This is a genomic window from Mesorhizobium sp. B2-4-12, assembly GCF_006441575.1.
Lineage (GTDB): Bacteria > Pseudomonadota > Alphaproteobacteria > Rhizobiales > Rhizobiaceae > Mesorhizobium.
Genome location: NZ_VFVC01000012.1, coordinates 77,244 through 98,632, shown reverse-complemented (window position 1 = coordinate 98,632; position 21,389 = coordinate 77,244). Strand labels below are relative to the sequence as shown.

At 63.7% G+C, this 21,389-nt stretch carries 22 protein-coding genes; 5 read left to right on the top strand and 17 right to left on the bottom strand.

Features of this window, described 5'->3' with window-relative positions; translation table 11 throughout:
* The first annotated feature begins 66 nt into the window (after positions 1-66).
* On the top strand, positions 67-1,362 hold the full coding sequence (locus FJ934_RS10220) for an amidase (RefSeq protein WP_140609316.1): 1,296 nt from the start codon (positions 67-69) through the stop codon (positions 1,360-1,362).
* A gap of 24 nt (positions 1,363-1,386) precedes the next feature.
* Here the strand turns inward: FJ934_RS10220 and FJ934_RS10215 are convergent, their stop codons facing one another.
* Genes FJ934_RS10215 through FJ934_RS10200 form a run of 4 tightly spaced genes read right to left on the bottom strand, consistent with a single transcriptional unit; the run spans position 1,387 to position 5,221 of the window.
* Complete coding sequence (locus FJ934_RS10215; protein WP_140609314.1) at positions 1,387-2,367, bottom strand: hydroxyacid dehydrogenase; 981 nt, start codon at positions 2,365-2,367, stop codon at positions 1,387-1,389.
* A gap of 14 nt (positions 2,368-2,381) precedes the next feature.
* Positions 2,382-3,101 carry a FadR/GntR family transcriptional regulator gene (locus FJ934_RS10210; protein WP_140609312.1) on the bottom strand — a complete coding sequence of 240 codons (720 nt, stop codon included), beginning with the start codon at positions 3,099-3,101 and terminating at the stop codon, positions 2,382-2,384.
* Between the two features lie 2 nt (positions 3,102-3,103).
* Positions 3,104-4,273 carry a mandelate racemase/muconate lactonizing enzyme family protein gene (locus FJ934_RS10205; protein ID WP_140609310.1) on the bottom strand — a complete coding sequence of 390 codons (1,170 nt, stop codon included), beginning with the start codon at positions 4,271-4,273 and terminating at the stop codon, positions 3,104-3,106.
* Positions 4,274-4,333: 60 nt separating this feature from the next.
* Complete coding sequence (locus FJ934_RS10200; protein WP_140609308.1) at positions 4,334-5,221, bottom strand: sugar phosphate isomerase/epimerase; 888 nt, start codon at positions 5,219-5,221, stop codon at positions 4,334-4,336.
* Positions 5,222-5,618: 397 nt separating this feature from the next.
* On the opposite strand from FJ934_RS10200, the gene FJ934_RS10195 reads away from it, so the two are divergent.
* The 3 genes from FJ934_RS10195 to FJ934_RS10185 all read left to right on the top strand — a co-directional run bounded on the left by FJ934_RS10195 (position 5,619) and on the right by FJ934_RS10185 (position 8,991).
* On the top strand, positions 5,619-6,674 hold the full coding sequence (locus FJ934_RS10195) for a sugar phosphate isomerase/epimerase (protein ID WP_140609306.1): 1,056 nt from the start codon (positions 5,619-5,621) through the stop codon (positions 6,672-6,674).
* 114 nt (positions 6,675-6,788) lie between these two features.
* The gene (locus tag FJ934_RS10190; protein ID WP_140609304.1) at positions 6,789-7,976 is read left to right on the top strand and encodes a Gfo/Idh/MocA family oxidoreductase; all 1,188 of its coding nucleotides are present in this window, start codon (positions 6,789-6,791) and stop codon (positions 7,974-7,976) included.
* A gap of 163 nt (positions 7,977-8,139) precedes the next feature.
* Complete coding sequence (locus FJ934_RS10185; RefSeq protein WP_140609302.1) at positions 8,140-8,991, top strand: sugar phosphate isomerase/epimerase; 852 nt, start codon at positions 8,140-8,142, stop codon at positions 8,989-8,991.
* A 226-nt stretch (positions 8,992-9,217) separates the two neighbouring features.
* On the opposite strand, the gene phnE (FJ934_RS10180) is transcribed toward FJ934_RS10185, so the two are convergent.
* The 13 genes from phnE (FJ934_RS10180) to phnG all read right to left on the bottom strand — a co-directional run bounded on the left by phnE (FJ934_RS10180) (position 9,218) and on the right by phnG (position 20,416).
* Positions 9,218-10,585, bottom strand: a complete 1,368-nt coding sequence (gene phnE, locus FJ934_RS10180; RefSeq protein ID WP_140609300.1) for a phosphonate ABC transporter, permease protein PhnE — start codon at positions 10,583-10,585, stop codon at positions 9,218-9,220.
* A 157-nt stretch (positions 10,586-10,742) separates the two neighbouring features.
* A complete protein-coding gene (phnE, locus tag FJ934_RS10175) occupies positions 10,743-11,699 on the bottom strand; it encodes a phosphonate ABC transporter, permease protein PhnE (protein WP_140609298.1) in 957 nt (318 codons plus the stop codon).
* Between the two features lie 55 nt (positions 11,700-11,754).
* Positions 11,755-12,663 (bottom strand): phosphonate ABC transporter substrate-binding protein, encoded by a 909-nt coding sequence (phnD, locus tag FJ934_RS10170; protein WP_140609296.1) that lies wholly within the window; start codon positions 12,661-12,663, stop codon positions 11,755-11,757.
* A gap of 147 nt (positions 12,664-12,810) precedes the next feature.
* Positions 12,811-13,668: a phosphonate ABC transporter ATP-binding protein gene (gene phnC / locus FJ934_RS10165; protein ID WP_140609294.1), complete on the bottom strand. Its 858-nt coding sequence runs from the start codon at positions 13,666-13,668 to the stop codon at positions 12,811-12,813.
* A 136-nt stretch (positions 13,669-13,804) separates the two neighbouring features.
* Positions 13,805-14,515, bottom strand: coding sequence for a DUF1868 domain-containing protein (locus FJ934_RS10160; protein WP_140609292.1), 711 nt, complete (start codon positions 14,513-14,515; stop codon positions 13,805-13,807).
* Between the two features lie 84 nt (positions 14,516-14,599).
* The gene (locus tag FJ934_RS10155) at positions 14,600-15,217 is read right to left on the bottom strand and encodes a DapH/DapD/GlmU-related protein (protein WP_140609290.1); all 618 of its coding nucleotides are present in this window, start codon (positions 15,215-15,217) and stop codon (positions 14,600-14,602) included.
* Positions 15,214-15,921: a phosphonate C-P lyase system protein PhnL gene (phnL, locus tag FJ934_RS10150; protein WP_140609288.1), complete on the bottom strand. Its 708-nt coding sequence runs from the start codon at positions 15,919-15,921 to the stop codon at positions 15,214-15,216. The genes FJ934_RS10155 and phnL overlap by 4 nt, the downstream gene beginning before the upstream one ends.
* A gap of 223 nt (positions 15,922-16,144) precedes the next feature.
* A complete protein-coding gene (gene phnK, locus FJ934_RS10140) occupies positions 16,145-16,921 on the bottom strand; it encodes a phosphonate C-P lyase system protein PhnK (RefSeq protein WP_015315654.1) in 777 nt (258 codons plus the stop codon).
* A complete protein-coding gene (locus FJ934_RS10135; protein WP_140609286.1) occupies positions 16,918-17,817 on the bottom strand; it encodes an alpha-D-ribose 1-methylphosphonate 5-phosphate C-P-lyase PhnJ in 900 nt (299 codons plus the stop codon). The genes phnK and FJ934_RS10135 overlap by 4 nt, the downstream gene beginning before the upstream one ends.
* Complete coding sequence (gene fosX, locus FJ934_RS10130; RefSeq protein ID WP_140609284.1) at positions 17,814-18,233, bottom strand: FosX/FosE/FosI family fosfomycin resistance hydrolase; 420 nt, start codon at positions 18,231-18,233, stop codon at positions 17,814-17,816. The genes FJ934_RS10135 and fosX overlap by 4 nt, the downstream gene beginning before the upstream one ends.
* Positions 18,230-19,342, bottom strand: coding sequence for a carbon-phosphorus lyase complex subunit PhnI (locus FJ934_RS10125; RefSeq protein WP_140609282.1), 1,113 nt, complete (start codon positions 19,340-19,342; stop codon positions 18,230-18,232). Before FJ934_RS10125 ends, fosX begins: the two co-directional genes overlap by 4 nt.
* 1 nt (position 19,343) lies before the next feature.
* The gene (phnH, locus tag FJ934_RS10120; protein WP_140609280.1) at positions 19,344-19,955 is read right to left on the bottom strand and encodes a phosphonate C-P lyase system protein PhnH; all 612 of its coding nucleotides are present in this window, start codon (positions 19,953-19,955) and stop codon (positions 19,344-19,346) included.
* Positions 19,955-20,416: a phosphonate C-P lyase system protein PhnG gene (gene phnG / locus FJ934_RS10115; RefSeq protein ID WP_140609278.1), complete on the bottom strand. Its 462-nt coding sequence runs from the start codon at positions 20,414-20,416 to the stop codon at positions 19,955-19,957. The genes phnH and phnG overlap by 1 nt, the downstream gene beginning before the upstream one ends.
* A 120-nt stretch (positions 20,417-20,536) precedes the next feature.
* Here phnG and phnF point away from each other — a divergent pair, with 120 nt between their 5' ends.
* The gene (gene phnF, locus FJ934_RS10110; RefSeq protein ID WP_140609276.1) at positions 20,537-21,289 is read left to right on the top strand and encodes a phosphonate metabolism transcriptional regulator PhnF; all 753 of its coding nucleotides are present in this window, start codon (positions 20,537-20,539) and stop codon (positions 21,287-21,289) included.
* Positions 21,290-21,389 lie beyond the last annotated feature (100 nt).

Below are 21,389 nucleotides of genomic sequence, written 5' to 3'. Positions count from 1 at the left end.
TCGGCAAGCCATGCAACTGGCTTCTCATCTTAAGACGTTCAGGCAGTCCGGAGTCCGACACCGACAATGCAATCCGTCCGCGATCATCTCGAAATTATTCTCGCGCGCCTTGCCGCCCGCGCCGGCGACGAACGCGTTTTCACGAGGATTTACACGGAGCCGGCGCGCGCGGCGGCCGACGCCAGCGACGCCCGCAGCCGAGCCGGCGTGACGCTTGGACCGCTCGATGGCACGATCGTCTCGATCAAGGATCTGTTCGATGTGGCCGGTGAGCCGACCACGGTCGGCTCGCTGATGCGCAAGACCGCCGCGCCCCCGCTGCGCGATGCCGCCATCGTTAGCCGGTTAAGGCAGGCTGGCGCGGTGATCATTGGCAAGACCAACATGACCGAATTCGCCTTCACCGCGATCGGCGACAACATGCATAACGGCACGCCAGGCAATGCCGCCGACGCCAGCCGCATTCCCGGCGGTTCGTCGTCCGGCGCTGGCGTTTCCGTCGGCGAGGGGACGAGCGACATCTCGATTGGCTCCGATACCGGCGGGTCGATCCGCATTCCGGCGTCGCTCAACGGCGTCGTCGGCTTCAAGCCGACGGCACGGCGCGTGCCGCTTGCCGGTGCCTTTCCGCTGTCGAGCACTCTGGACTCGATCGGGCCGCTTGCCCGAACGGTCGCGCACTGTGCCGCTGCCGATGCGGTGATGGCCGGCGGGATGCCGAGCGAACTGGCGGGCATTGCACTCGCCGGGCTTCGCGTTGGCATCCCGCGCGGCGTTCTTTTCGGAGATACGGACGGCGAGATTGCCGCGGCCTTCGAGCGTTGTCTAGGCAAGATCGAACAGGCTGGCGCGCGCATTGCGGATCTGTCAATCGACGACATGATCGCGGATTTGCGCGCAGCCACCAAGCGCGGCTCGATCGCCGCCATGGAAGGAGCCGAGATCCATGCCGACTGGCTGGCGACGGGTGCATCGGTGCCGGTCGATCCCCATGTCAGCGGCCCCCTGTCGCGCGCGGTGATGCTGCCGGCGCCGGTCTATATCAGGGCACTGCGACGCCGTGGCGCGCTCGTCGCCGCCATGGGCGAGCGGCTGGCATCGGTCGATGTGCTGGCGCTGCCGACCACGCCGGTGACGGCGCCGACCATCCTTTCCATGAACGAAAGTGCCGAACTGCGCGACCATCTCGAAGGCCTGCTGCTGCGCAACACACAGATCGCCAACCAGTTCGACCTCTGCGCGATCTCGCTGCCGATGCCTGACATGACGCTGCCGGCCGGGCTGATGCTGGTGGCACGGAATGGCCATGATCGGCATCTGCTGCGGATTGCCGCTGAAGTGGAGGGGCTGCTGGGCGGCTGATCGGCAGGGCGAAACCGCAATGCGCTATATGTCGAGCGGAAACCGTCGCCGGTAGTGATCGACCACTTCCGGATTGCGCAGATTGACCGGCAGTTTGCCCGCCAGCACCAGCAAGGCCTCGCCCGCCGCGCCAATCCCCATGCGCATCATCGATTCCTCGGTAATCCCTGCCATATGCGGGGTAATGATGACGTTGTCGAAGCCGAAATAGGGATGGTCTGGCGGCAATGGCTGCGTCGAAAACACGTCGAGCGCGGCGCCGCCGATGCGGCGTTCCCGCAAGGCCTCGATCAGCGCGTCGTCGTCGACGACCGGCCCGCGCGAGACGTTGATCAGCAGCGCGCCGGGTTTCATGCGGGCGATGCGCTCGCGGCTGATCAGGCCGCGCGTTTCCGGCGTCAGCGGGCAGCAGAGCACGATGATGTCGCTCTGCTCGACCAGCGCGTCGATCGACAGGAAGCCGACCTTCTCCGGCGCCGGCTGCATGCTGCGCGTCGTCGCCACGACCTTCAGGTCGAAGCCGTGCGCGGCGATATGGCCGACGGCCTGCCCAACCGCGCCAAGGCCGACAATGCCGATGGTCTTGCCGGCAAGCTCGATATTGGCGTTGGCATGCTCGCGTCCGGCTAGCCAGCCCTTGGCGCGCAGGTCGCGGTCGACCCGGCGGAATTGCCGCAGCAGCGCAAGTGCGGTGAACATGACATGTTCGGCCACCGAGCGCGCATTAACCGCCGGCACGTTGGCCACCAGCACGCCGGCCGCGGTCGCCGCCTCCATCGGGATCATGTCGAGCCCGGCGCCATGGCGGATCGCCGCTCTCAACTTCCAGGCGCCCTCGAACAGTGCCGGCGGCAGCGGGGCGCGCACGATGACGATGTCGGCGTCCCTGGCCTCCCTGGTGAGAGTGCCGGCATCGAGCGCCGAGGCGATGACGAGCTGACCGGCGCCGGCGAGCCTGGCGGAAGCGCGCGGATGCAGCGGATGGGTCGACAGGATCTTCGGCACGGACCGGGCCACGGTCAGGCCTTTTCGAGCGCCGGGCTCGCGGGCGCAACCGTCTTGCCGCCTTCGATCAGCCCCTTCCAGTAGCTTTCCGCGCCCTGGAGATGGGCGCTCATCAGCGCCTGGGCGAGATTGCCGTCGCGGCGCAGCAGCGCCTCGTAGATCTGCACATGCTCGGCATGTGAACGCACGCTGCGTTCGGGATCGTTGAAGTAGATCGGCAGGCGCTGCTCGCCCATCAGATAATAGACGCTGCAGATGTTGTGGAAGACGCCGTTCTTGGTGGCACGCACGATCTCGAGGTGAAACTCGCGGTCCTCCTTGGCGAGGCCTTCGCCCGCGGCGATGCGCTCCTCGGAGACCTTGAGAATTTCGCGCAGCCGTTCGAAATTCTCCTCGGTGGCGCGCGAGCAGGCAAGCTCCGCGGCCTTGATCTCGTGGATCTTGCGCAATTCGACCGTTTCGTAGATCTGCAGGGGATCAAGCGGCAGGCCGGCGCGCGCGAACAGCGCCAGCGCCTCGACGCTCGCCTGCTTGGTGTCGATATAGATGCCTGACTTGGCCCGGCGCTCGACGATGCGCATGGCTTCGAGGATGGCCAGCGCCTCGCGGATTTGGCCGCGGCTGACGCCGAAATGCTCAGCCAGCTCACGTTCCGACGGTGTACGGCCCGTCTCGTTGTCGGAGTGGGAGAACAGATAGGCGGCGAGTTCCGCGAGAAGGTTCTTTTCTTTCATCGTCAATTGCGTTGCGCGTGCGCCTCCAGGAACCGCTCCGAAATGGTGAACCCCAATCCGGGCTTTTCGGGGATCGCTATCATACCGTCCCTTGCTTCGACAGTCTCTTCGATCAGATCGTGGATCATCGGGTTGGCGCCGAGCGAATATTCGACGGTGAAACTTGATGGCGATGCGGCGCAGACATGCAGCCCGGCGAAGAAGCAGGGCGCGCCGGCCCATAGATGCGGTGCAAAGCGCAGGTTGAAGGCGCTGGCGATGGTGCCGATCTTCATCGCCTCGCTGATGCCGCCGCAGAAGGCGGGATCAGGCTGGAAGATGTCGGCGGCCTTGAGCATTGCGAGATCGCGGAAGGCATAGCGCGTCGCCTCGCTCTCGCCGGTGGCGATCGGAACAGCGCTGGAGGCACGCACTTCCGCCATGCCCGGCTTGTCGTCGGCGATCACAGGCTCCTCGAACCAGGCGAGATCAAGGTCGTTGACGAGATGGATGAAGCGCTTGGCCTCCGCCACCGTATAGGTGCCATGGGCATCGACCATCAACTCGACATCGGGGCCGATCGCCTGGCGGGCGGCGCGCACGCGGGCCGCGGAAATGTGTGCAGCGCGATCCATGGCGCCGACGCGCATCTTCAGCGCCTTGAAGCCGCCCTGGGCGATGTAGGATTTCAACTGTTCGCCGATGGCATCGGCGGACGCCCAGCCGCCGGAGGCATAGGCCTGCATGCGATCGACCTTGCGTCCGCCGAGCAACCGCCAGACCGGTTGGCCGAGCGATTTGCCCAGTATGTCCCAGAGCGCGATGTCGACGGCGCTGATGGCGGCAATGCTCATGCCGCGCCGCGCCAACTGCGGCATGGCGTGGCCGGCGCGGGCCGCACCGTCGTGGCGCACGCCGTTGTAGAGCATCTCCCAGATGACGCCGATATCGGCTGGATCTCGGCCGATCAATTGCGGCCCGACCTCATGGTTCAGCATATGGACGAGGGCGCTGTAGCTGCCGGCGCTGCCGGCGGCGTTCTTGCCTTCGCCCCAGCCGACCAGCCCGTCATCGGTCCCGATGCGTAAGATGGCGGCATCAAAGGTCGTCACCTGGCCGAAGTCGCTGCGGTGCTGCCGCGCGGCTTCGATCGGGATGCGGACCCACCAGGCCTGGACAGTCTTGATGCGCATGTTTTTCCCCAGCCCTGCCGCCGGTCGAGGCGGAAGGGCAAATTTCCCAGAGACAGTCGACTACTTGATCAGCGGCAGCAGCGTTTCGGCGGTAATGCGCATCTGGTCGGTGTAGAATTTCTCGGTGAGCACGCTGGAGCCATGGTCCTGGATGAACTTCAACTGCTCGGGCGAGATATCGACCGGGTGGCGCTCGACCATGTCGGGATAGGGTGCCGCCGGCGTGCGGTCGACCGGAGCGACGAACTCATTGGTCAGCGCGCCGTCGTAGCCGACTTCCTTCAAAGTGGCGACGATCCTTGGCCAGTCGATCTGGCCGAGGCCTGCGGCGAAGCGGTTGTTGTCGGCGACATGGAAGTCGAACAGCCGCTTTCCGACCTGCCGGATGGCGTCATGGACGTTAAATTCCTCCATGTGGATATGGTAGGCGTCGAGGCAGACGCCGCATTCCGGACTGACCGCGTCGGCCAGTGCCAGCGCCTGGGCGCCGCGATTGAACAGATAAGTCTCGAAGCGGTTGAGCGGCTCGACGGCGATCTTGACGCCGACCTTCTTGGCGTGGCTGAAGCATTCGCGGGTTGCGTCGACCACCCACTTCCATTCCTCTTCCTCGGTGCCGTCAGGAACCACCTTGCCGACCGTGGCCGGAACCAGGGTGATGATCTCGCCATCGAGTTCGCTGACCATGGTCAGCACGTCCTTGACGTACTGTACGGAGCGCTCGCGCTGGCCCTGGTCCCTGGCGGCAAGGTTGCGCTCGCCCAGCATCAAGGTCACCGCACCCCAGCAGCGGATGCCATGCTCTCTCAAGAGCGCCCGCGTCTCCTTGGTTTTGTATTGCTCGGGCTCGCCGGAAATCTCGATCGACTCATAGCCGAATTTCTTGATGCGCTTGAGCGTGGTCTCCAGGGGTTCCGCGCGCATCCAGTTGTGCGTCGAAAGATGCATGGTCTGTCCTTCCAAATTGGTCCGTATGGTTTGCCTGCGACATGCATCGCCGAAAGACGACGCAAGCGTTCCTCCCCAAGGCCTCCCCAGCCCTTCCCCGCAAACTGGTTCGACCAATTGGGCCTGAGGCGAGGTCTACAGCAAATTCTCCTGAACGGCAAGAAGCGTGGCGGCGTAACGCGGCATGCGAATTATTCCCTTGATTATATTGCAATATGTGCCGATATCCCGGATGTGCGGAGGGCTTGGCCGAACCATTGTGAGGCTTGACCAAATTCCCCTATTTGGTAATACCAGAATGGCAATGCCTGCAAAGCGCACGATGCGAAAGACCAAAGTGGCTGGCCCTGTTTTCAATCAGCGCTATGCTTGGTCGACAAAGAAGGGGAGGATGCCTATGCCGACGACAATGAAGGGTCCCGGGCTGTTTCTGGCGCAGTTCGCGGGCGATGCCGCGCCATTCAATTCGCTGGCCTCGATCACCAAATGGGCTGCCGGTCTCGGCTACAAGGGCGTGCAGATCCCGACCTGGGACCGACGCCTGTTCGACCTTGAGAAGGCGGCGTCCTCCAAGGCGTATTGCGACGAGGTGAAGGGCATCTGTGCCGATGCCGGCGTGGAGATCACCGAATTGTCGACGCATCTGCAGGGTCAATTGGTGGCGGTGCATCCGGCCTACGACACGCAGTTCGACGGCTTTGCGCCGGCTTCGGTGCACAGCAATCCCCAAGCGCGACAGAAATGGGCGGTCGAGCAGATGACCTTCGGCGCCAAGGCGTCGCGCAACCTCGGCCTCGATGCCTCTGTGACCTTCTCCGGCGCATTGGCCTTCCCTTACCTCTACCCTTGGCCGCAGCGGCCGGCCGGCCTGATCGAGGAGGCCTTCGCCGAACTCGGCAAGCGTTGGAAGCCGATCCTCGATGTCTATGAGGACAATGGCGTCGATGTCGGCTACGAAATCCATCCCGGCGAGGACGTGTTCGACGGCGCCACCTTCGAAATGTTCCTCGATGCGGTCGGCGGCCATAAGCGTTGCAACATCAACTACGATCCGTCGCACTTCCTGTTGCAGCAGCTCGACTATCTCGAATTCATCGACATCTATCACGAGCGCATCAAGGCCTTCCACGTCAAGGACGCCGAGTTCAATCCGACCGGCCGGCAAGGCGTCTATTCCGGCTATCAGGGTTGGGTAAATCGGGCCGGCCGCTTCCGCTCGCTGGGCGATGGGCAGGTGGATTTCGGCGGCATCTTCTCCAAGCTGACGCAGTACGATTATGATTCCTGGGCAGTGCTGGAATGGGAGTGCTGCCTGAAACATCCGGAGGATGGCGCGGCAGAGGGCGCGCCCTTCATCCAGCATCACATCATCCGGGTGACGGAGAGGGCGTTCGACGATTTCGCCGGCGGCACCACCGACAAGAAGCTGCTGCGCGCAATGATGGGCATTTAGCGCCGGGAGGGATAGGTTCAGGCCGAGATCTTCGGCCTACGACCCCACCCGATCCGCTGCGCGGATCGACCTCCCCTCAAGGGGAGGTAAGCACAACGAGGGAGACAACAAAAAATGGTCGGCGCATCGAAGTCGGAAACGGGAGGCGGCCCGATCCGCTATGGCATGGTCGGTGGCGGCCAGGGCGCCTTTATCGGCGCGGTGCACCGCATCGCGGCGCGCATGGACAATGAGTTCGTGCTGGTTGCCGGTGCACTCTCTTCCGACCCCGCCCGCGCCAAGTCTTCGGCGGCCGAACTCGGGCTCGATCCGGACCGCAGCTATGCGTCCTACGCCGAGATGGCCAAGGCCGAGGCGAAGCGTACCGACGGTATCGAGGCGGTGGCCATCGTCACCCCCAACAATGTCCACGTGCCGGCAGCCAAGGCCTTCCTCGAGGCCGGCATCCACGTCATCTGCGACAAGCCGCTGGCGACGACGCTGGCCGAAGCAAAAAAACTGGCGGCGATCGTCGAGAAGACCGGCAAGGTGTTCGTGCTGACGCACAATTACACCGCCTATCCGATGGTGCGGCAGGCGCGCGAGATGGTGGCCAAGGGCATGCTCGGCGACATCCGTATCGTGCAGTCCGAATATCCGCAGGACTGGCTGACCGAGGATCTCGCCGCCACCGGCCAGAAGCAGGCATCCTGGCGCGGCGATCCGAAACAGGCGGGCGCCGGCGGGGCTCTGGGCGACATCGGCACGCATGCCTACAATCTTGCTCGCTTCGTTTCCGGACTGGAGCTGGACTCCCTGTCGGCCGATCTCGATGCCTTCGTGCCGGGACGGCAACTCGACGACAACGTCAACGTCATGCTGCGCTTCAAGCCGAACGGAAAAACGCATCCGGCCAAGGGCATGATCTGGGCAAGCCAGGTGGCGCCGGGCCATGAAAACGGCCTGAAGCTGCGCATCTATGGCTCGAAGGGCGGGCTGGAATGGGTGCAGGCCGACCCGAACTATCTCTGGTACACGCCCTTCGGCCAGCCAAAGCAATTGATCACCCGCAACGGCGCCGGCGCATTGCCGGTGGCGGGCCGCGTCAGCCGCGTGCCGTCAGGCCATCCCGAGGGCTATCTCGAAGGTTTCGCCAACATCTATCAGGAAGCGGCGCGGGCCATCCGCGCGGCGCGCCGCAAGGGCGGCAAGCCGGCAAAGGATGTCGTCTTCCCGACCATCGAGGACGGCGTCGAAGGTATGGCCTTCATCGAGGCCTGCGTGAAGTCGTCCAAGAAAAACGGAGCGTGGACGAAGCTTTGACCGGCGTGCCGATCTTCAGGTGATGCCGGCCTGCAAGCGGCTGTTCCTGCGCTTCCGGTGTTCACGTGCGAAAAGTACGCTCCGGTTCCCGGAAACGACCATTTTGGCTCGGCCTGATCTGAAGCTTGGAAACCCGGCGGGCTTAAAGTGGGGAGGAGCGTCGATGAAAATCGGCATGTGCATGTTCTTGTGGACGACGGCGGTATCGAAGAAGCACGAGCCATTGCTTCGCGACATCAAGGCGACAGGCTTCGACGGCGTCGAGATACCGGTCTTCGCCGGCACGCCCGACGACTACAGGAAACTGGGCGAGTTGCTCGATCGCATCGGGCTGGAGCGGACCGCGGTTTCGGCGATGGGCGATCCGGCGATGAACCTGATCTCGGCCGACGCGGCAACGCGCAAGGCGGGAATCGACTATATGAAATGGGCTGTCGATTGCGCCGATGCACTTGGCGCGAGCACATTGAGCGGACCGCTGCATTCGACGCTCGGCGCCTTTTCCGGCAGCGGGCCGACGGCAGCGGAGAAGAAGCGCTCGATTGCTTCGCAACGCGCCATCGGCGACCATGCCGGCAAGCGGAACGTCACAATCGGGCTCGAGGCGCTCAACCGTTTCGAATGCTACCTCGTCAACACGATGGCGGACCTGTCGGAGCATATCGACGCCATCGACCGCCCGCACATCAAGGCGATGTACGACACTTTCCACGCCAACATCGAGGAGGCCGACCCGATCGGAGCTTACACGAAGCATCGCGGCAACATCGTGCATATCCACATATCGGAGAACGATCGCGGCGTGCCGGGGCGCGGCAACATCCAGTGGAAGGAGACTTTCGCGGCCATCCGCAAGAGTGGCTACGACGACTGGCTGACGATCGAGGCCTTTGGCCGCTCGTTGAAAGACCTGGCGGCGGCGACCAAGGTGTGGCGCGATTTTTCCGAAACGCCGGAGGCGGTTTATCGGGATGGCTACAAGCACATCCGGAACGGGTGGAAGAAGGCGGCTTAGGCTCCTCCCTTCGTCATCCACGGGCGGAGCGGGAGCGAAGCGGACGCGGAGACCCGAGGATCCATGCCGCGACCTCGATGCTCCGCAACGGTTCAGAATTCTGCATCGCTATATTCTACGGCTTAGGTGACGGCATGGATCCTCGGGTCTGCGCCGCGTCGCTTCGCTCCTTGCTCCGCCCGTGGATGACGAAGGCGGCGCGGGCCGCTACCAAGCAGGGCGTTGATCAACCCTGCCGGGCTTGCATCCTGTTGTAGTCGTGGATGGTCCGGCTCAGCCTACGGCGCAGGAAGTTCGAGATGTTGTCGAAGATGAAGACGACCAGCAGGATCAGCAGCACCATGTAGAAGACGTTGGCCCAGTTGGAGTTGGTGCGCATGGCTTCCCACAATTTCAGGCCGATGCCGCCGGCACCGACGGCGCCGATAATGGTCGCGCCCCTTGTGTTGGATTCCCATTGGTAGAGTGTCTGGCTGATGAAGATGGGTATGACTTCCGGCATTACGCCATAACGCTGCACCAGCAGGCCGTTGGCACCGGTCGACTTGATGCCTTCGCGCGGTTTGTCGTCGATGTTCTCAAGACCTTCCGAATAGACTTTGCCGAGCGTGCCGATCTCGGTGAAGAAGATCGCCGCGCTGCCGGCCAGCGGCCCGGGGCCGAAGGCGCGGGTGAAGAACAGCGCCCAGATCAGCATGTCGACGGAGCGCATGAAGTCGAAGAAGCGCTTGAGCACCTGGCTGAGCGCGCCGCTCGGCGTGATGTTGCGGGCGGCGAAGAAGGCCAGCGGGAAGGCGACGATGCCGCCGAGCAGCGTGCCGAGAAACGCCATGACGATGGTCTGCAGCAGCTTCGTCCAGACATCGCCGTGCTGCCATTGGGCGTTGTTCCAGATGTTGTCGCCGGCAAGCGCGAGGTTCGAAGTGCCCGGCTTCAGTTCAGGGCCCGATACGATCAGCGAGATCACTTCGCCGGCGGGCTTGCCGAAGAAGGGCGAGCGTGTGTCGAAGACGAAATTCGCCCAGCCGAGGAAGCGCTTGCGCACCTTGACCCGATCGACGGTGACGCGAACCTCGCCAACGAAGCCCATACTGGCCACCACCTCGTCATCATGCGCGGTGATCCAGTCCGGCACCTGGCCCTCGACCACCGGCTTGCCACTGGTCAGCGAGACGGGAACCGTCTGGCCGTGGGCGGTAATCGTCGCCTGCGTCTTGTCGAAGGTGACGGATTTTGCCGGCCCATCTATTTGCACGGTGAAAGTGCCGTCCGGGTTCCTGATCACCCAGTCGGGGTTCGGATTATCGCCAAGGGCTGAGAAGCGCGGATATTTTGGCGTGATCTCGGGTTGATCAAGACGGAATTCCGGCTGCAGATCGTAGCTGATCCACTGTGTAAGGAAGAGCGGCAGGCGCTCCCAGTGCGATTCCCTTAGCACCTGAGGCAGGCTGAAGAACCACATCGCATAGACGAGGTACAGCATTGTGCCCGTGACCAGGAACAGCGGGCCGTAGCGCTTGTAGGCCGGGCGACGGAACACCTGCGGGTAACGCTCCTCGATCGACAGGATTTCGTCGGCGGTCATCGCGGCCATGTCTTGTCTTTCTGGTTGACCATGATCTCTTCCGAAAAACGGTCTAGAGCATGATGCCGAAAAGTGTGAAGCGGTTTTCGGACGACATCATGCTCTAACTTTTTGATTTAGAGACGGATTCAGATTTCAGGTCGACTCGACCTGAAATCATCCGGCTCTAGGCGTTCATCATAAAGGCCTGTTCGCCCACCAGCTTGCGGCGCAGCCAGGCAGAGAACTGGTCGACGAGGAAGATGGTGGTGAACAGGAGCAGGACCAGCGCCAGCGTCTTGGCGCCGAAGCCGCGCGAGATGGAGAGCTTCAGTTCCTCGCCGATACCGCCGCCGCCGACCGCGCCGATGATGGTCGAAGCGCGCACGTTGATCTCAATTCTGAGCAGCGTGTAGGACATGAAATTGGGCAGCACTTGCGGCAGGTCGGCGAAGCGCACCCGCTCGAACCAGTTGGCGCCGACGGCGCGCAGGCCCTCCTCGGGACGCATGTCGATGTTCTCGTTGATCTCGTAGAACAGCTTGCCCAATGCGCCGATGGAGTGCAGGCCGATGGCGATGATGGCGGCGATCGGACCGATCGAGACGATGGCCGCGAACAGGCCGGCGATGACGATCTCGGGGAAGGCGCGCAGCAGTTCCATGAACCGCTTGACGATCAGCCGCAGCACCGGATGGGGCGTCAGATTGCGCGCCGCGATGAAGGAGAACGGCACGGCAAAGACGAAGCCGACGAAGGTCGAGACCAGCGCCACATTCACGGTGGTCAGCATCAGCTCGAAATATTCGGGGACGTAGAACCCGCCCCAGATATAGACGCGGCCGAGCGGGAAGTTGAATTCCTGGGTGCCGGTATCATGTGGCGAGGCGATGTCGAACAGGGCCCGCCAGACGTCGTTCCAATCCTTGGGAACAAGCCAGCTCAGGAAATCCAGAAGGTGGGGCAGCCGGTCGAAGAAATGCCCGGCATTGGCTTCGTCGGCGAACCACATGCTGGCGAACATCGCCACGAGCAGCAGGGCGACGCCCAACGCCGTATAGAAGCGGCGAAGCGACGTCTGGCGTCGCCAGGCATCAGCCATCTGGTGGGGGGCGCCGGAAGGGGCGGGAACGGAAAGGGTCATGATCGGGGATGCAAAAAGGGCGGCGCTTTCAGCACCGCCCTTTCCGATTTCATCATCAGCCGCCGATGGCTGCCTTACGGGCTTCGACGATGACGCTGTAGAAGTCCGGCTTCACCGGAACGTAACCGGTGAAATCGCCGCCTTCGACGCCTTCGAAGCAAGCCTTGTCCTTCTTGGGCAGGTCGGTGAAGAAGGCCGTGAGCTTTGCAGTCATCTCGTCGCCGAGCGCGGTGCGCACGACCAGCGGGCCGTTCGGGATCAGGCCCGAGCGCCAGACTTCAACGAAGTCGTTCGGATCGACGGCACCCTTGGCGACTTCCTTGTGGAAGGTGCCGGAGCTGTAGCCGTTCTTGAAGTCGCCGATGCCCGAGGAATCGTCGACAGCGACATCGACCTTGCCGTCGCGCACGGCCAGAACGTTGTTCTCATGGCCGCCGTTGAACTGGGTCGAAGCGAAGAAGCTGTCGTTCGGCATGCCGGTGGTCTTCGGAATCTGAGTCAGCGGGATCAGATAGCCCGAAGTCGAGTCCGGGTCGGCGTAGCCGAGTTTCTTGCCCTTGGCCGACATGATGTCCTTTATGCCCGAGGACTTCAGCGCCATGCCGATCGAGTAATAGCCGGTGGAACCGTCGGTCTGTTTGGTGGTGAGGATCGGGGTGACGGCTTTCGGGTCCTTGATGTAGACGCTGGCATAGCCGGAAGCGCCGAGCTCGGCGAAGTCGAGCGTGCCGCCGAGCAGGCCCTGGATGACGCCGTCATAGTCGGCGGCGGGGAACAGCGAGACCTTCTCGAAGCCGAACTCGGTCTTCAGGTGGTCGGCCAGGCACTGGTAGTTGCGCAGGCGGTCGGTCTCGTTTTCACCGCCGAGAATGCCGACGCGGAATTCTTTCATGTCGGCGGCATGGGCCATGCTGGTGGCCATCGCGAGCACCGAAACGGCGCCAAAAATCATTTTCCTGAACATATGACGTCTCTCCTGTAGGTTCCGGCCCCGCGCCGGCAGCGTTCTTGATTTTGACGGTGCCCTTGACGCGGGCGGACGATCCAGTACGGCTTTTCTTGGCCCATGATCTTTCCCGAAAAACGAATTCCACTTTTCGGGATAATGGGCTCAGTATCCCGGGAAAGCGGGTTCGAGCGGTCCGGCGGATGCGGTAATCTTTTGTTTGTAGGCAACGCTGGTCGAGGTGATGGCCTCCGAGATTTCGCTGCCATTGGCATCGGCGCCGTAGACAAGACGCACGGCGTCGCGGTCGAGTTCTTCGGGCGGACCGTCGAAGACGACCTTGCCGGCGGCCATGCCGATGATGCGGTTGCAATAGGCGCGGGCGGTGTCCAGCGTGTGCAGGTTGGTGACGACGGTGATGCCTTCGCGCAGGTTGATGTCCTGCAGCGAATCCATAACCACCTTGGCATTGAGCGGGTCGAGCGAGGCGATCGGCTCGTCGGCGAGGATCACCTTGGGCTGCTGCATCATGGCGCGGGCTATCGCGACGCGCTGCTGCTGTCCGCCCGACAACGTGCCGGCGGGCTGGAGCGCCGTGGGCGCGATGTCGAGCCGTTCCAGCGCCGCGACCGCCTCGGCGCATTCGGCGCGCGAGAACATGCCCAGAAGATTGGACAGGGTCGAACGATGGTTTAGTTTGCCGAGCAGCACGTTGGTCAGCACGTCGAGACGCGGCACCAGGTTGAACTGCTGGAAGATCATGGCGCAGTCGCGCTGCCAGCGCCGCAGTGGCGAACCACGCAGCCCGGAGACCTCGGCGCCGTCAAAAAAAATCGACCCCTGGCTGGGATCGACAAGACGGTTGATCATGCGAAGAAGGGTCGACTTGCCAGCGCCGGAACGGCCAATGATACCGACCATCTGACCCTGCGGGATCGAAATGTTGACGTCGCTGACGGCGGTGTTCTTGCCAAATCGTCGGCTGACACCGCGGATTTCGAGCGTGGCAGAGGTAGCTGACATGGGGCCGGGCTCCAGTCCAGTCGCGATTGAAGGTCTGTTGGGTCTTCGCTAGCGCAGCGCCATGAACCTGCGGTGTCGGATTGATGTCAGTTTTGTTACTACCCACAGGCCTGCGCCAGGCGTTTGGAGGGGACGATCAGCCGAGCACCAGCAGTTCCTCGAAATGCTTCATGTCATGGAACGCGCAGAATGCGGGATGCTTGATCTCGATCACCGGGGCCTGCCGTACGAAAAGCGCAAGGCAATCGTCGAACAGCGCCTGCCATGCCGACGCCCTGTCATCCGCAAGCCGTTGGATCTGATAAGCGAAGGTGATGTGAAAGACGTAGGTTTCGTGATCAGGGTGCCGGTATCCGAACGGCACCGCGAGTGCGTCGCGCCATTCGCGCATGATGCGCACGTCCTCGTCCGTCGCGCCGGCAACGGTAAGGCCGGTCGGCACGACCTCGATAACCTTGATGTTGAAGGGAGGCAAGCCTTCGAAACCCTTCAGGCGTTCCAGATAGAGGCGGGTCATGGCGTCAATGCTGGTGTCGAGCGGCACATCCTGTGGCCAGTAAGGCAAGCGGCGGCGATATTCGATGATGCCCTGGAACAGCGTCATGTGCAGGCTGGAGACCGGCGTGAAGGCAAGGCGGTCGGCATCCGGCATTGCCGTCATCCGATCGCGCACGGCCAGCACCACCGCTTCGGAGGGCGAGCCGCCGACCAGATGGCTGACGACGGTGTTGCCGGGCTCGAGGAGAAAGTTGCCCGATGCATCGTAGCGCGTGCCAAGGTGCGCCGGCGGCGTCGGATTGTAGCCGGCAAAGAATCCGGCGAGCGAGGGTCTGACAGTGTCGAGCATGGCGATCTCCTTGGGAGATGGCGTCCTGTCCGAGTCCTGTGTCAAGGGTATGAAACGACCCCTCCTCAACAACGATGCACTGGGTTATCCGCCGTACTTCTCCAGAAACGCCTCGGCCTCGAGTTCGCGAAAATCGTCGAGCGAAGCACGCAGCCTCGCATGGTCCCAGTCCCACCAGGCCAGCGCCTGATAGCGCTCAGCGGTGCGGCGGTCGAAGCGCTCGCGGATCGGTTTGGCCGGCACGCCGGCGACGATGGTGTAAGGCGCGACATCCCTGGAGACCACCGCACCGGCGCCGACCGCGGCGCCATCGCCGACGGTGACGCCGGGCAGCACGGTCGAGCCGTGACCGAGCCAGGTGTCGTGACCGATGGTGACGCGTTTGGCACGGCGCTGCGCGAAAAACTCGCTCTCGTGCTCGGCATCGTCCCAATAGTCCGAGGCGCGGTAGGTGAAGTGGTGCAGCGTCGGCCGCCAGGTCGGGTGGTTGGTGGCGTTGAGGCGGACGCTGGCGGCGATGTTGGCAAACTTGCCGATCGTCGCGCACCAAACGGCGCAGTCCTGCATCATGTAGGAATAGTCGCCGAGCTCGCTTTCCGAAACCCGGCTGCGGTCGGCGATCTCGGTCCAGCGGCCGAGTGTCGAATTGTGTACCTCCGCCGTCGGGTGGACCAACGGCGTCTCGGACAACTTCCTGGTCATGCGGCGAGTTTTCCCGGAGCAAAGGCGGTGACGTCGATGACGCGGTCGGCGACCGCTTCGCGCACGTCATGGTCGTGGAAGATGCCGAGCAGCGCGACGCCTGTCGCCTTCTTGGCGGCGATGAGTTCGATCACCACGTCGCGGTTCGTTGCGTCGAGAGATGCGGTCGGCTCGTCGAGCAGCAGGATCGGATGTTCGGTGATGAAGCCGCGCGCGATGTTGACGCGCTGCTGCTCGCCGCCCGAGAAGGTCGCCGGTGGAAGCGCCCACAGTTTTTCCGGCAAATTGAGTTGCGCCAGCAAGGCGCGTGCCTTGCCTCTGGCTATCTCGCGTTCTTCGCCGCGCTCGACCAGCGGTTCGGCCACGACATCGAGCGCCGAGACGCGCGGCACGGTGCGCAGGAATTGGCTGACATAGCCGATGGTTTGCCGGCGCACGGCCAGCACGGTGCGCGGGCTGGCATTGGCGAGATCGATCAGGCCGCCTTCATGGCTGACGATGATCTGGCCTTCGTCGACGGCATAGTTGCCGTAAAGCATTTTCAGGATCGAGCTCTTGCCGGCCCCGGAGGGACCGCCTAGCACCGTGCATTCGCCAGCCTTGATCGAGAACGAAACAGCTGCGACGACCGGCAATTTGATGCCGTCGCGCAGATGCATGGTGAAGCTTTTGGCGACATCGGAGACAACGAGCGGGGTTGGCATCAGAAAGTCCTCCGGTCGCCATTCGATAGTGATCCTGCGTGGAGCCAAGCGCCCCCCTCTGGCCTGCCGGCCATCTCCCCCTCAAGGGGGGAGATCGGATGTCGCGTCGGCTTTCGCCAATATTCAACGTTGCAGAATGAGCGAGGCAAAAGAGCCGCTGATCTCCCCCCTTGAGGGGGAGATGGCCGGCAGGCCAGAGGGGGGTACGCCGGAGCGAGCATGATCAAACCTGCAGAATCGAGGAAACGAGAAGCTGGGTGTAGGGCGCGCGCGGGTCGTCGAGCACGCGGTCGGTGAGGCCGCTTTCGACGACGCGGCCGTCCTTCATCACCATCATCCGCTGCGACAGCAGCCGAGCCACGGCGAGGTCGTGGGTGACGACGATGGCGGCCAGGCCAAGATCGGTGACGAGCCCGCGCAAGAGATCAAGCAGGCGCGCCTGCACGGAAACATCGAGGCCGCCGGTCGGCTCATCCATGAACACCAGGCGTGGGCCGGTGACGAGGTTGCGGGCGATTTGCAGGCGCTGGCGCATGCCGCCGGAAAAGGCGCGCGGTTCGTCGTCGATGCGGTCTTCCTCGATCTCGACTCGCGACAGCCAGTCGACGGCGGTGGCGCGGATCTTGCCGTAGTGCCGGTCGCCCACGGCCATCAGCCGTTCGCCGACATTGGCGCCGGCCGACACCGTCATGCGCAGGCCGTCGGCCGGGTTCTGATGGACAAAGCCCCAGTCGGTGCGCATCAGGAATCGGCGCTCGGCCTCGCTCATGCGGTAGAGCTCGCGGAACTGGCCGTCGCGCATACGATAGCTGGCGGTGCCGGAGGAAGGCAAAAGCCGCGTCGACAGGCAGTTGAGCAGCGTCGTCTTGCCGGAACCGGACTCGCCGACGACAGCCAGAACCTCGCCCGGCCACAGGTCGAACGAAACGTTGTCGCAGCCGACGCGCGAGCCATAGAATTTGGAAAGCGCCGAGACGCGGAGCAGCGGTTCGTCGGTCATTGTGCCGCCTCCATTTTTTCCGAGGCAAGAAGGCTTTCGGGGGCAAGATGACCGCGATGGCCGTCTTCGCGCCGCTTCTCGCAATGGTCGGTGTCGGAGCAAACGAACATGTGGCCGCCATGGTCGTCGAGGATGACCTCGTCGAGATAGACATTCTCGGCCCCGCACAGCGCGCAGGGCTGGTCGAAGGTCTGTATCTCGAACGGATGGTCCTCGAAGTCGAGGCTGACCACGTCGGTGAAGGGCGGCACCGCGTAGATGCGCTTTTCGCGGCCGGCGCCGAACAGCTGCAGGGCCGGCGAGCGATGCATTTTCGGGTTGTCGAATTTCGGCGTCGGCGAGGGATCCATCACATAGCGGCCCTCGACCTTGACCGGATAGGCATAGGTGGTGGCGATGCGGCCGTGTTTGGCGATGTCCTCATAGAGCTTCACATGCATGAGGCCGTATTCCTCCAGCGCATGCATTTTCCGCGTCTCGGTTTCGCGCGGTTCGAGGAACCGCAGGGGTTCAGGAATCGGCACCTGGTAGACCAGAACCTGGCCTGCACTCAGCGGATGTTCGGGGATGCGGTGGCGGGTCTGGATGATGGTGGCGCTGGCCGTATCGGTGGTCACCGCGACATTGGCGACCTTCTTGAAGAAGGCGCGGATCGAGACGGCATTGGTGGTGTCGTCGGCGCCCTGGTCGATGACCTTCAGCACATCGTCCGGTCCGATGATCGAAGCGGTGACCTGGACGCCGCCGGTGCCCCAGCCGTAAGGCATCGGCATTTCTCGCGAGGCGAACGGCACCTGGTAGCCGGGGATGGCGATGCCCTTCAGGATCGCGCGGCGGATCATCCGCTTGGTCTGTTCGTCGAGATAGGCGAAGTTGTAGCTGGCGATGTCGGTCATGCTGAGACTTCCAGTCCTTTGGCATAGCGCGCCAGCCGCTGGTTCAGCGTCCCGGTGTGCAGTTCGAACATGTGGTTGTCGTCGTCGTAGAAATAGATCGAGCGGCCCTCACCCTCGACGCGTGGGCGCGGCGGGCGCATCTCAAGCCCGAGCTTGCCGACGCGCTCGGCATAGCGGTCGAAATCGGCGTCATCGATCTTGAAGGCGACGTGATTGTAGCTGCGCTCCGGCAGCGGCTCGCCTTCCATGATGGCGATCCAGATGTCGCCGATCAGGAAGAATTTTTCGCGCGACAGCGAGAACTGTTCGGCATCGCTGGCATAGACCTCGCGCGCATCGAACACGCCCTCGAGAATCCTGGTCATCCGGCCGAGATTGCGCACGATGAAGGTCATGTGTGACAGGCCGTCGATCATTCCGCGGCCTCCCTTTTCTCTTCCGCCTTCGTGGGGGTTTCGCGGGCCTCATACTCGGCGCGCATGCGGCGTACGAGGTCGAGCTCGGCCTGGAAGTCGACATAGTGCGGCAGCTTCAGATGCTCGACGAAGCCGGTCGCCTGGACATTGTCGGAATGCGAGATGACGAACTCCTCGTCCTGCGCGGCGGCAACGATATCCTCGCCGAGTTCGGAGGCACGCAGTGCCCGGTCGCAGAGCGCCATGGCCATCGCCTTACGCTCGCTCTGGCCGAAGACGAGACCGTAGCCGCGGGTGAATTGCGGTGGCGCCTTGGCCGAGCCCTTGAACTGGTTGACCATCTGGCATTCGGTGACCCGCACCGTGCCAAGCGGCACGGCAAAGGGCAGTTCGGGAACGTCAAGCTCCAGCTCGACCTCGCCGATGCGGATCTCGCCGACGAAGGGATGGTTGCGGGCATAGCCGCGCTGGGTGGAATAGCCGAGCGCCAGCAGAAAGCCCTCATCGCCGCGCGACAGCGCCTGCAGGCGGATATCGCGCGCCATCGGAAATTCCAGCGGCTCGCGGGTGATGTCGCCGGGGACATGGTCCTGCGGCATCTCGCCATCCGGTTCGATCAGGCCTTCGCGGGCGAGGATGGCCGAGACGCGCGGCATGGGCTGCACTTCCGTGTCGCGCCGCAAGGGTTCGGCGACATCGGCGCCTGCGGCCAGCCCGGGATCGAGCAGGCGGTGCGTGTAGTCGAAAGTCGGGCCGAGCAACTGTCCGCCGGGAAGGTCCTTGTAGGTCGCCGAGACGCGCCGCTCGACCAGCATTGTGCCGGTGTCGATCGGCTTGCTGTAGCCGAAGCGCGGCAGCGTGGTGCGATAGGCGCGCACCAGGAAGATCGCCTCGATCATGTCGCCGCGTGCCTGTGCGATGGCGAGCGCGGCGAGTTCACGGTCATAGAGCGAGCCTTCGCTCATCACCCGGTCGACTCCCAGCGCCAGCTGCTCGACGATCTGGTCGAGGCGCAGCGCCGGCACCGAACGGTCGCCGCGCCGGCGATCGGCAAGCAGGCTGTGGGCATTGGCGATTGCGGCTTCGCCGCCCTTTACCGCGACATACATCTTACGCCTCCATCGTCTTGATGCGCGTCGTGCGCGGCAGGCAAGCTATGCCGTCGGCGGCGGCGAGGATGATGTCGACGCCACGCGGAAAGCGCTTGGTATTCTGCTTCCACTGCTCGATGAAATGACGCGGCATCTGCGCCGGCGCGATCGTGGCGCTGGTCTCGATGCCGGGGCCTTCGAGCCGCAGCGGGACGCCCGAACCGAGGTCGCTGACCTGCAGGATCAGGGTCGTCGAGCGGTCGGGATAATCCTGCGTGCCCTGCGAAAAACCGTCGAGCGCCATCATCTCGGCGGGCGTGGCGACAAAGGCGAAATGCGCGTCGGCGGGCGTGTTGGCCAGCGGCGCGCCAGTGTGGAAGCCAAGCCAGGAGATGACCGCCGCGGAGGCGTGCAGGGCAGGGTCGAGCCAGAGCGGCGTATCGCTGTCGCAGAGCGCCAGCGCGATGGCACCGGCGGTTGCCGAAAGCGGCGCCGGCGGCCGGGCAAGGACCGGCAAGGGTTGCACGCTGCCCGGCCGCGCCATCGCGTCCATGATCGCTCGGAAAACGGTCTGCGCGTTGAAGACCGGATCGGCGAATCCGCCCTCGATCGATTGGGCTGCGATGTCCATCAGTCTTCTCCGCGAACCATGGTGAAGAAATCCACCTTCGTTGCCGCCGTCTCGGCGCGGCGCTTTTCATGGGCAGTGGCGAGCGCAGTCCGCAAAGGCGCGATCAGCCTGGTCTCGACCACGGTGCGGTGGGCGGGGTCCTGCCACAGCGCATCGGCGATGGCCGCCAGCTTCGCCTTCTGCTTGTCGCGGCCAAGCGCGTAGCAATGGCCGACCTGTCCGGACGGCAGCCGGACAGTGGCTCGGGTGACGGTCGCTTCACCGACATTGAATGGCGCACCGCCGCCGCCGATGCGGCCGCGCAGCGTCACCAGGCCGGTTTCGGGACCGCGCAGCAGCTCGGCTTGCGAAGGCAGGCCGGCCTCGTTCCAGAGCCGGACGATGTCGTCGCCGCTCGATTGCGCCAGCGTCGCCATGGCGGCCTTCCGCTCGGCCTGGTCGCGGGCTTCCTGTCCTCGCATCGCCTGTTTTCCTTGCTGTTAAATTTGTCTATTGATATAGACGACTATACAAATTATACTCTTTATCTAGCGTGAGTCCATGACGGGTGGATGACAAGATTGAGAGGGTGGGGCCAGGGGATGATCGGGCAGCAAATGGCCGACAGCATAGAGCGACGCAGCGGCGTTTCGTTATGGCGCCAGATCGCCGACAAGATTCTGCAATCGATCGCCATCGGCGATTTCGCCGAGAATGCCGCGCTGCCGCCCGAGGTGGCGCTGGCCGAACGCTACGGTGTCAACCGCCATACCGTTCGCAGCGCCATATCGGCCCTTGTCCAGGAAGGGATTTTGCGGGCCGAGCAGGGACGCGGCACTTTCGTGCTGTCGCGCAAGCGGCTCTCCTATCCGATCGGCGCGCGCACGCGCTTTTCCACCGGCCTGCAAGGGCAGACGTCTGAACGGCACATCGTGTTGCTCTCCTCATCGGTCGAGTCCGCCAGCCAGCGTGTCGCCGAGGGTCTTGGGTTGGCCAAAGGGGCGGAGGTGGTAAGGCTGGAGACGCGCGGTGAAGCCGACGGCCGGCCGGTGTCACGCGCCGCCGGCTGGTTCGATGCCAGGCGCTTTGCCGGTATCGACAAGGCCATGGCTGAGACAGGATCGGTCACGGCGTCGCTGGCGCGTTTCGGAATAGATGATTATCTCCGGCAATCGACCGTGCTGTCGGCGCGCCATGCCGATGCGGCCGACCTTGCCGACCTCGACCTGCAGCCCGGCGCCATCGTGCTGGTCACGGTCGCCGTCAACGTCACGCCCGACGGCCAACCGATCCAGTTTTCGGAGTCGCGCTTTCCGGCAGAGCGGGTCGAGTTGAAGTTGTCGGTGATCAATTAGCGCCCAACGTTGTCATCCTTGGGCGAAGCAGTCGCGAAGCGACGTCGCGGAGACCCAAGGATCATGCCGCGATGTCGGCCGAGGGATGCAGCGTTCTGCA

Excerpts from the sequence above, each read along its gene's own strand:
- FJ934_RS10220 (WP_140609316.1), top strand. The coding sequence starts at position 67 with ATGCAATCCGTCCGCGATCATCTCGAAATTATTCTCGCGCGCCTTGCC.
- fosX (WP_140609284.1), bottom strand. The coding sequence starts at position 18,233 with ATGATCGACGGCCTGTCACACATGACCTTCATCGTGCGCAATCTCGGC.
- FJ934_RS10200 (WP_140609308.1), bottom strand. The coding sequence starts at position 5,221 with ATGCATCTTTCGACGCACAACTGGATGCGCGCGGAACCCCTGGAGACC.
- FJ934_RS10125 (WP_140609282.1), bottom strand. The coding sequence starts at position 19,342 with ATGTATGTCGCGGTAAAGGGCGGCGAAGCCGCAATCGCCAATGCCCAC.
- phnC (WP_140609294.1), bottom strand. The coding sequence starts at position 13,668 with ATGTCAGCTACCTCTGCCACGCTCGAAATCCGCGGTGTCAGCCGACGA.
- FJ934_RS10190 (WP_140609304.1), top strand. The coding sequence starts at position 6,789 with ATGGTCGGCGCATCGAAGTCGGAAACGGGAGGCGGCCCGATCCGCTAT.
- FJ934_RS10210 (WP_140609312.1), bottom strand. The coding sequence starts at position 3,101 with ATGAAAGAAAAGAACCTTCTCGCGGAACTCGCCGCCTATCTGTTCTCC.
- FJ934_RS10155 (WP_140609290.1), bottom strand. The coding sequence starts at position 15,217 with ATGACCAGGAAGTTGTCCGAGACGCCGTTGGTCCACCCGACGGCGGAG.
- FJ934_RS10160 (WP_140609292.1), bottom strand. The coding sequence starts at position 14,515 with ATGCTCGACACTGTCAGACCCTCGCTCGCCGGATTCTTTGCCGGCTAC.
- phnD (WP_140609296.1), bottom strand. The coding sequence starts at position 12,663 with ATGTTCAGGAAAATGATTTTTGGCGCCGTTTCGGTGCTCGCGATGGCC.
- phnK (WP_015315654.1), bottom strand. The coding sequence starts at position 16,921 with ATGACCGACGAACCGCTGCTCCGCGTCTCGGCGCTTTCCAAATTCTAT.
- phnF (WP_140609276.1), top strand. The coding sequence starts at position 20,537 with ATGATCGGGCAGCAAATGGCCGACAGCATAGAGCGACGCAGCGGCGTT.
- FJ934_RS10135 (WP_140609286.1), bottom strand. The coding sequence starts at position 17,817 with ATGACCGACATCGCCAGCTACAACTTCGCCTATCTCGACGAACAGACC.
- phnL (WP_140609288.1), bottom strand. The coding sequence starts at position 15,921 with ATGCCAACCCCGCTCGTTGTCTCCGATGTCGCCAAAAGCTTCACCATG.
- phnH (WP_140609280.1), bottom strand. The coding sequence starts at position 19,955 with ATGGACATCGCAGCCCAATCGATCGAGGGCGGATTCGCCGATCCGGTC.
- phnE (WP_140609300.1), bottom strand. The coding sequence starts at position 10,585 with ATGGCCGCGATGACCGCCGACGAAATCCTGTCGATCGAGGAGCGTTAC.
- FJ934_RS10195 (WP_140609306.1), top strand. The coding sequence starts at position 5,619 with ATGCCGACGACAATGAAGGGTCCCGGGCTGTTTCTGGCGCAGTTCGCG.
- FJ934_RS10205 (WP_140609310.1), bottom strand. The coding sequence starts at position 4,273 with ATGCGCATCAAGACTGTCCAGGCCTGGTGGGTCCGCATCCCGATCGAA.
- phnG (WP_140609278.1), bottom strand. The coding sequence starts at position 20,416 with ATGCGAGGACAGGAAGCCCGCGACCAGGCCGAGCGGAAGGCCGCCATG.
- phnE (WP_140609298.1), bottom strand. The coding sequence starts at position 11,699 with ATGACCCTTTCCGTTCCCGCCCCTTCCGGCGCCCCCCACCAGATGGCT.
- FJ934_RS10185 (WP_140609302.1), top strand. The coding sequence starts at position 8,140 with ATGAAAATCGGCATGTGCATGTTCTTGTGGACGACGGCGGTATCGAAG.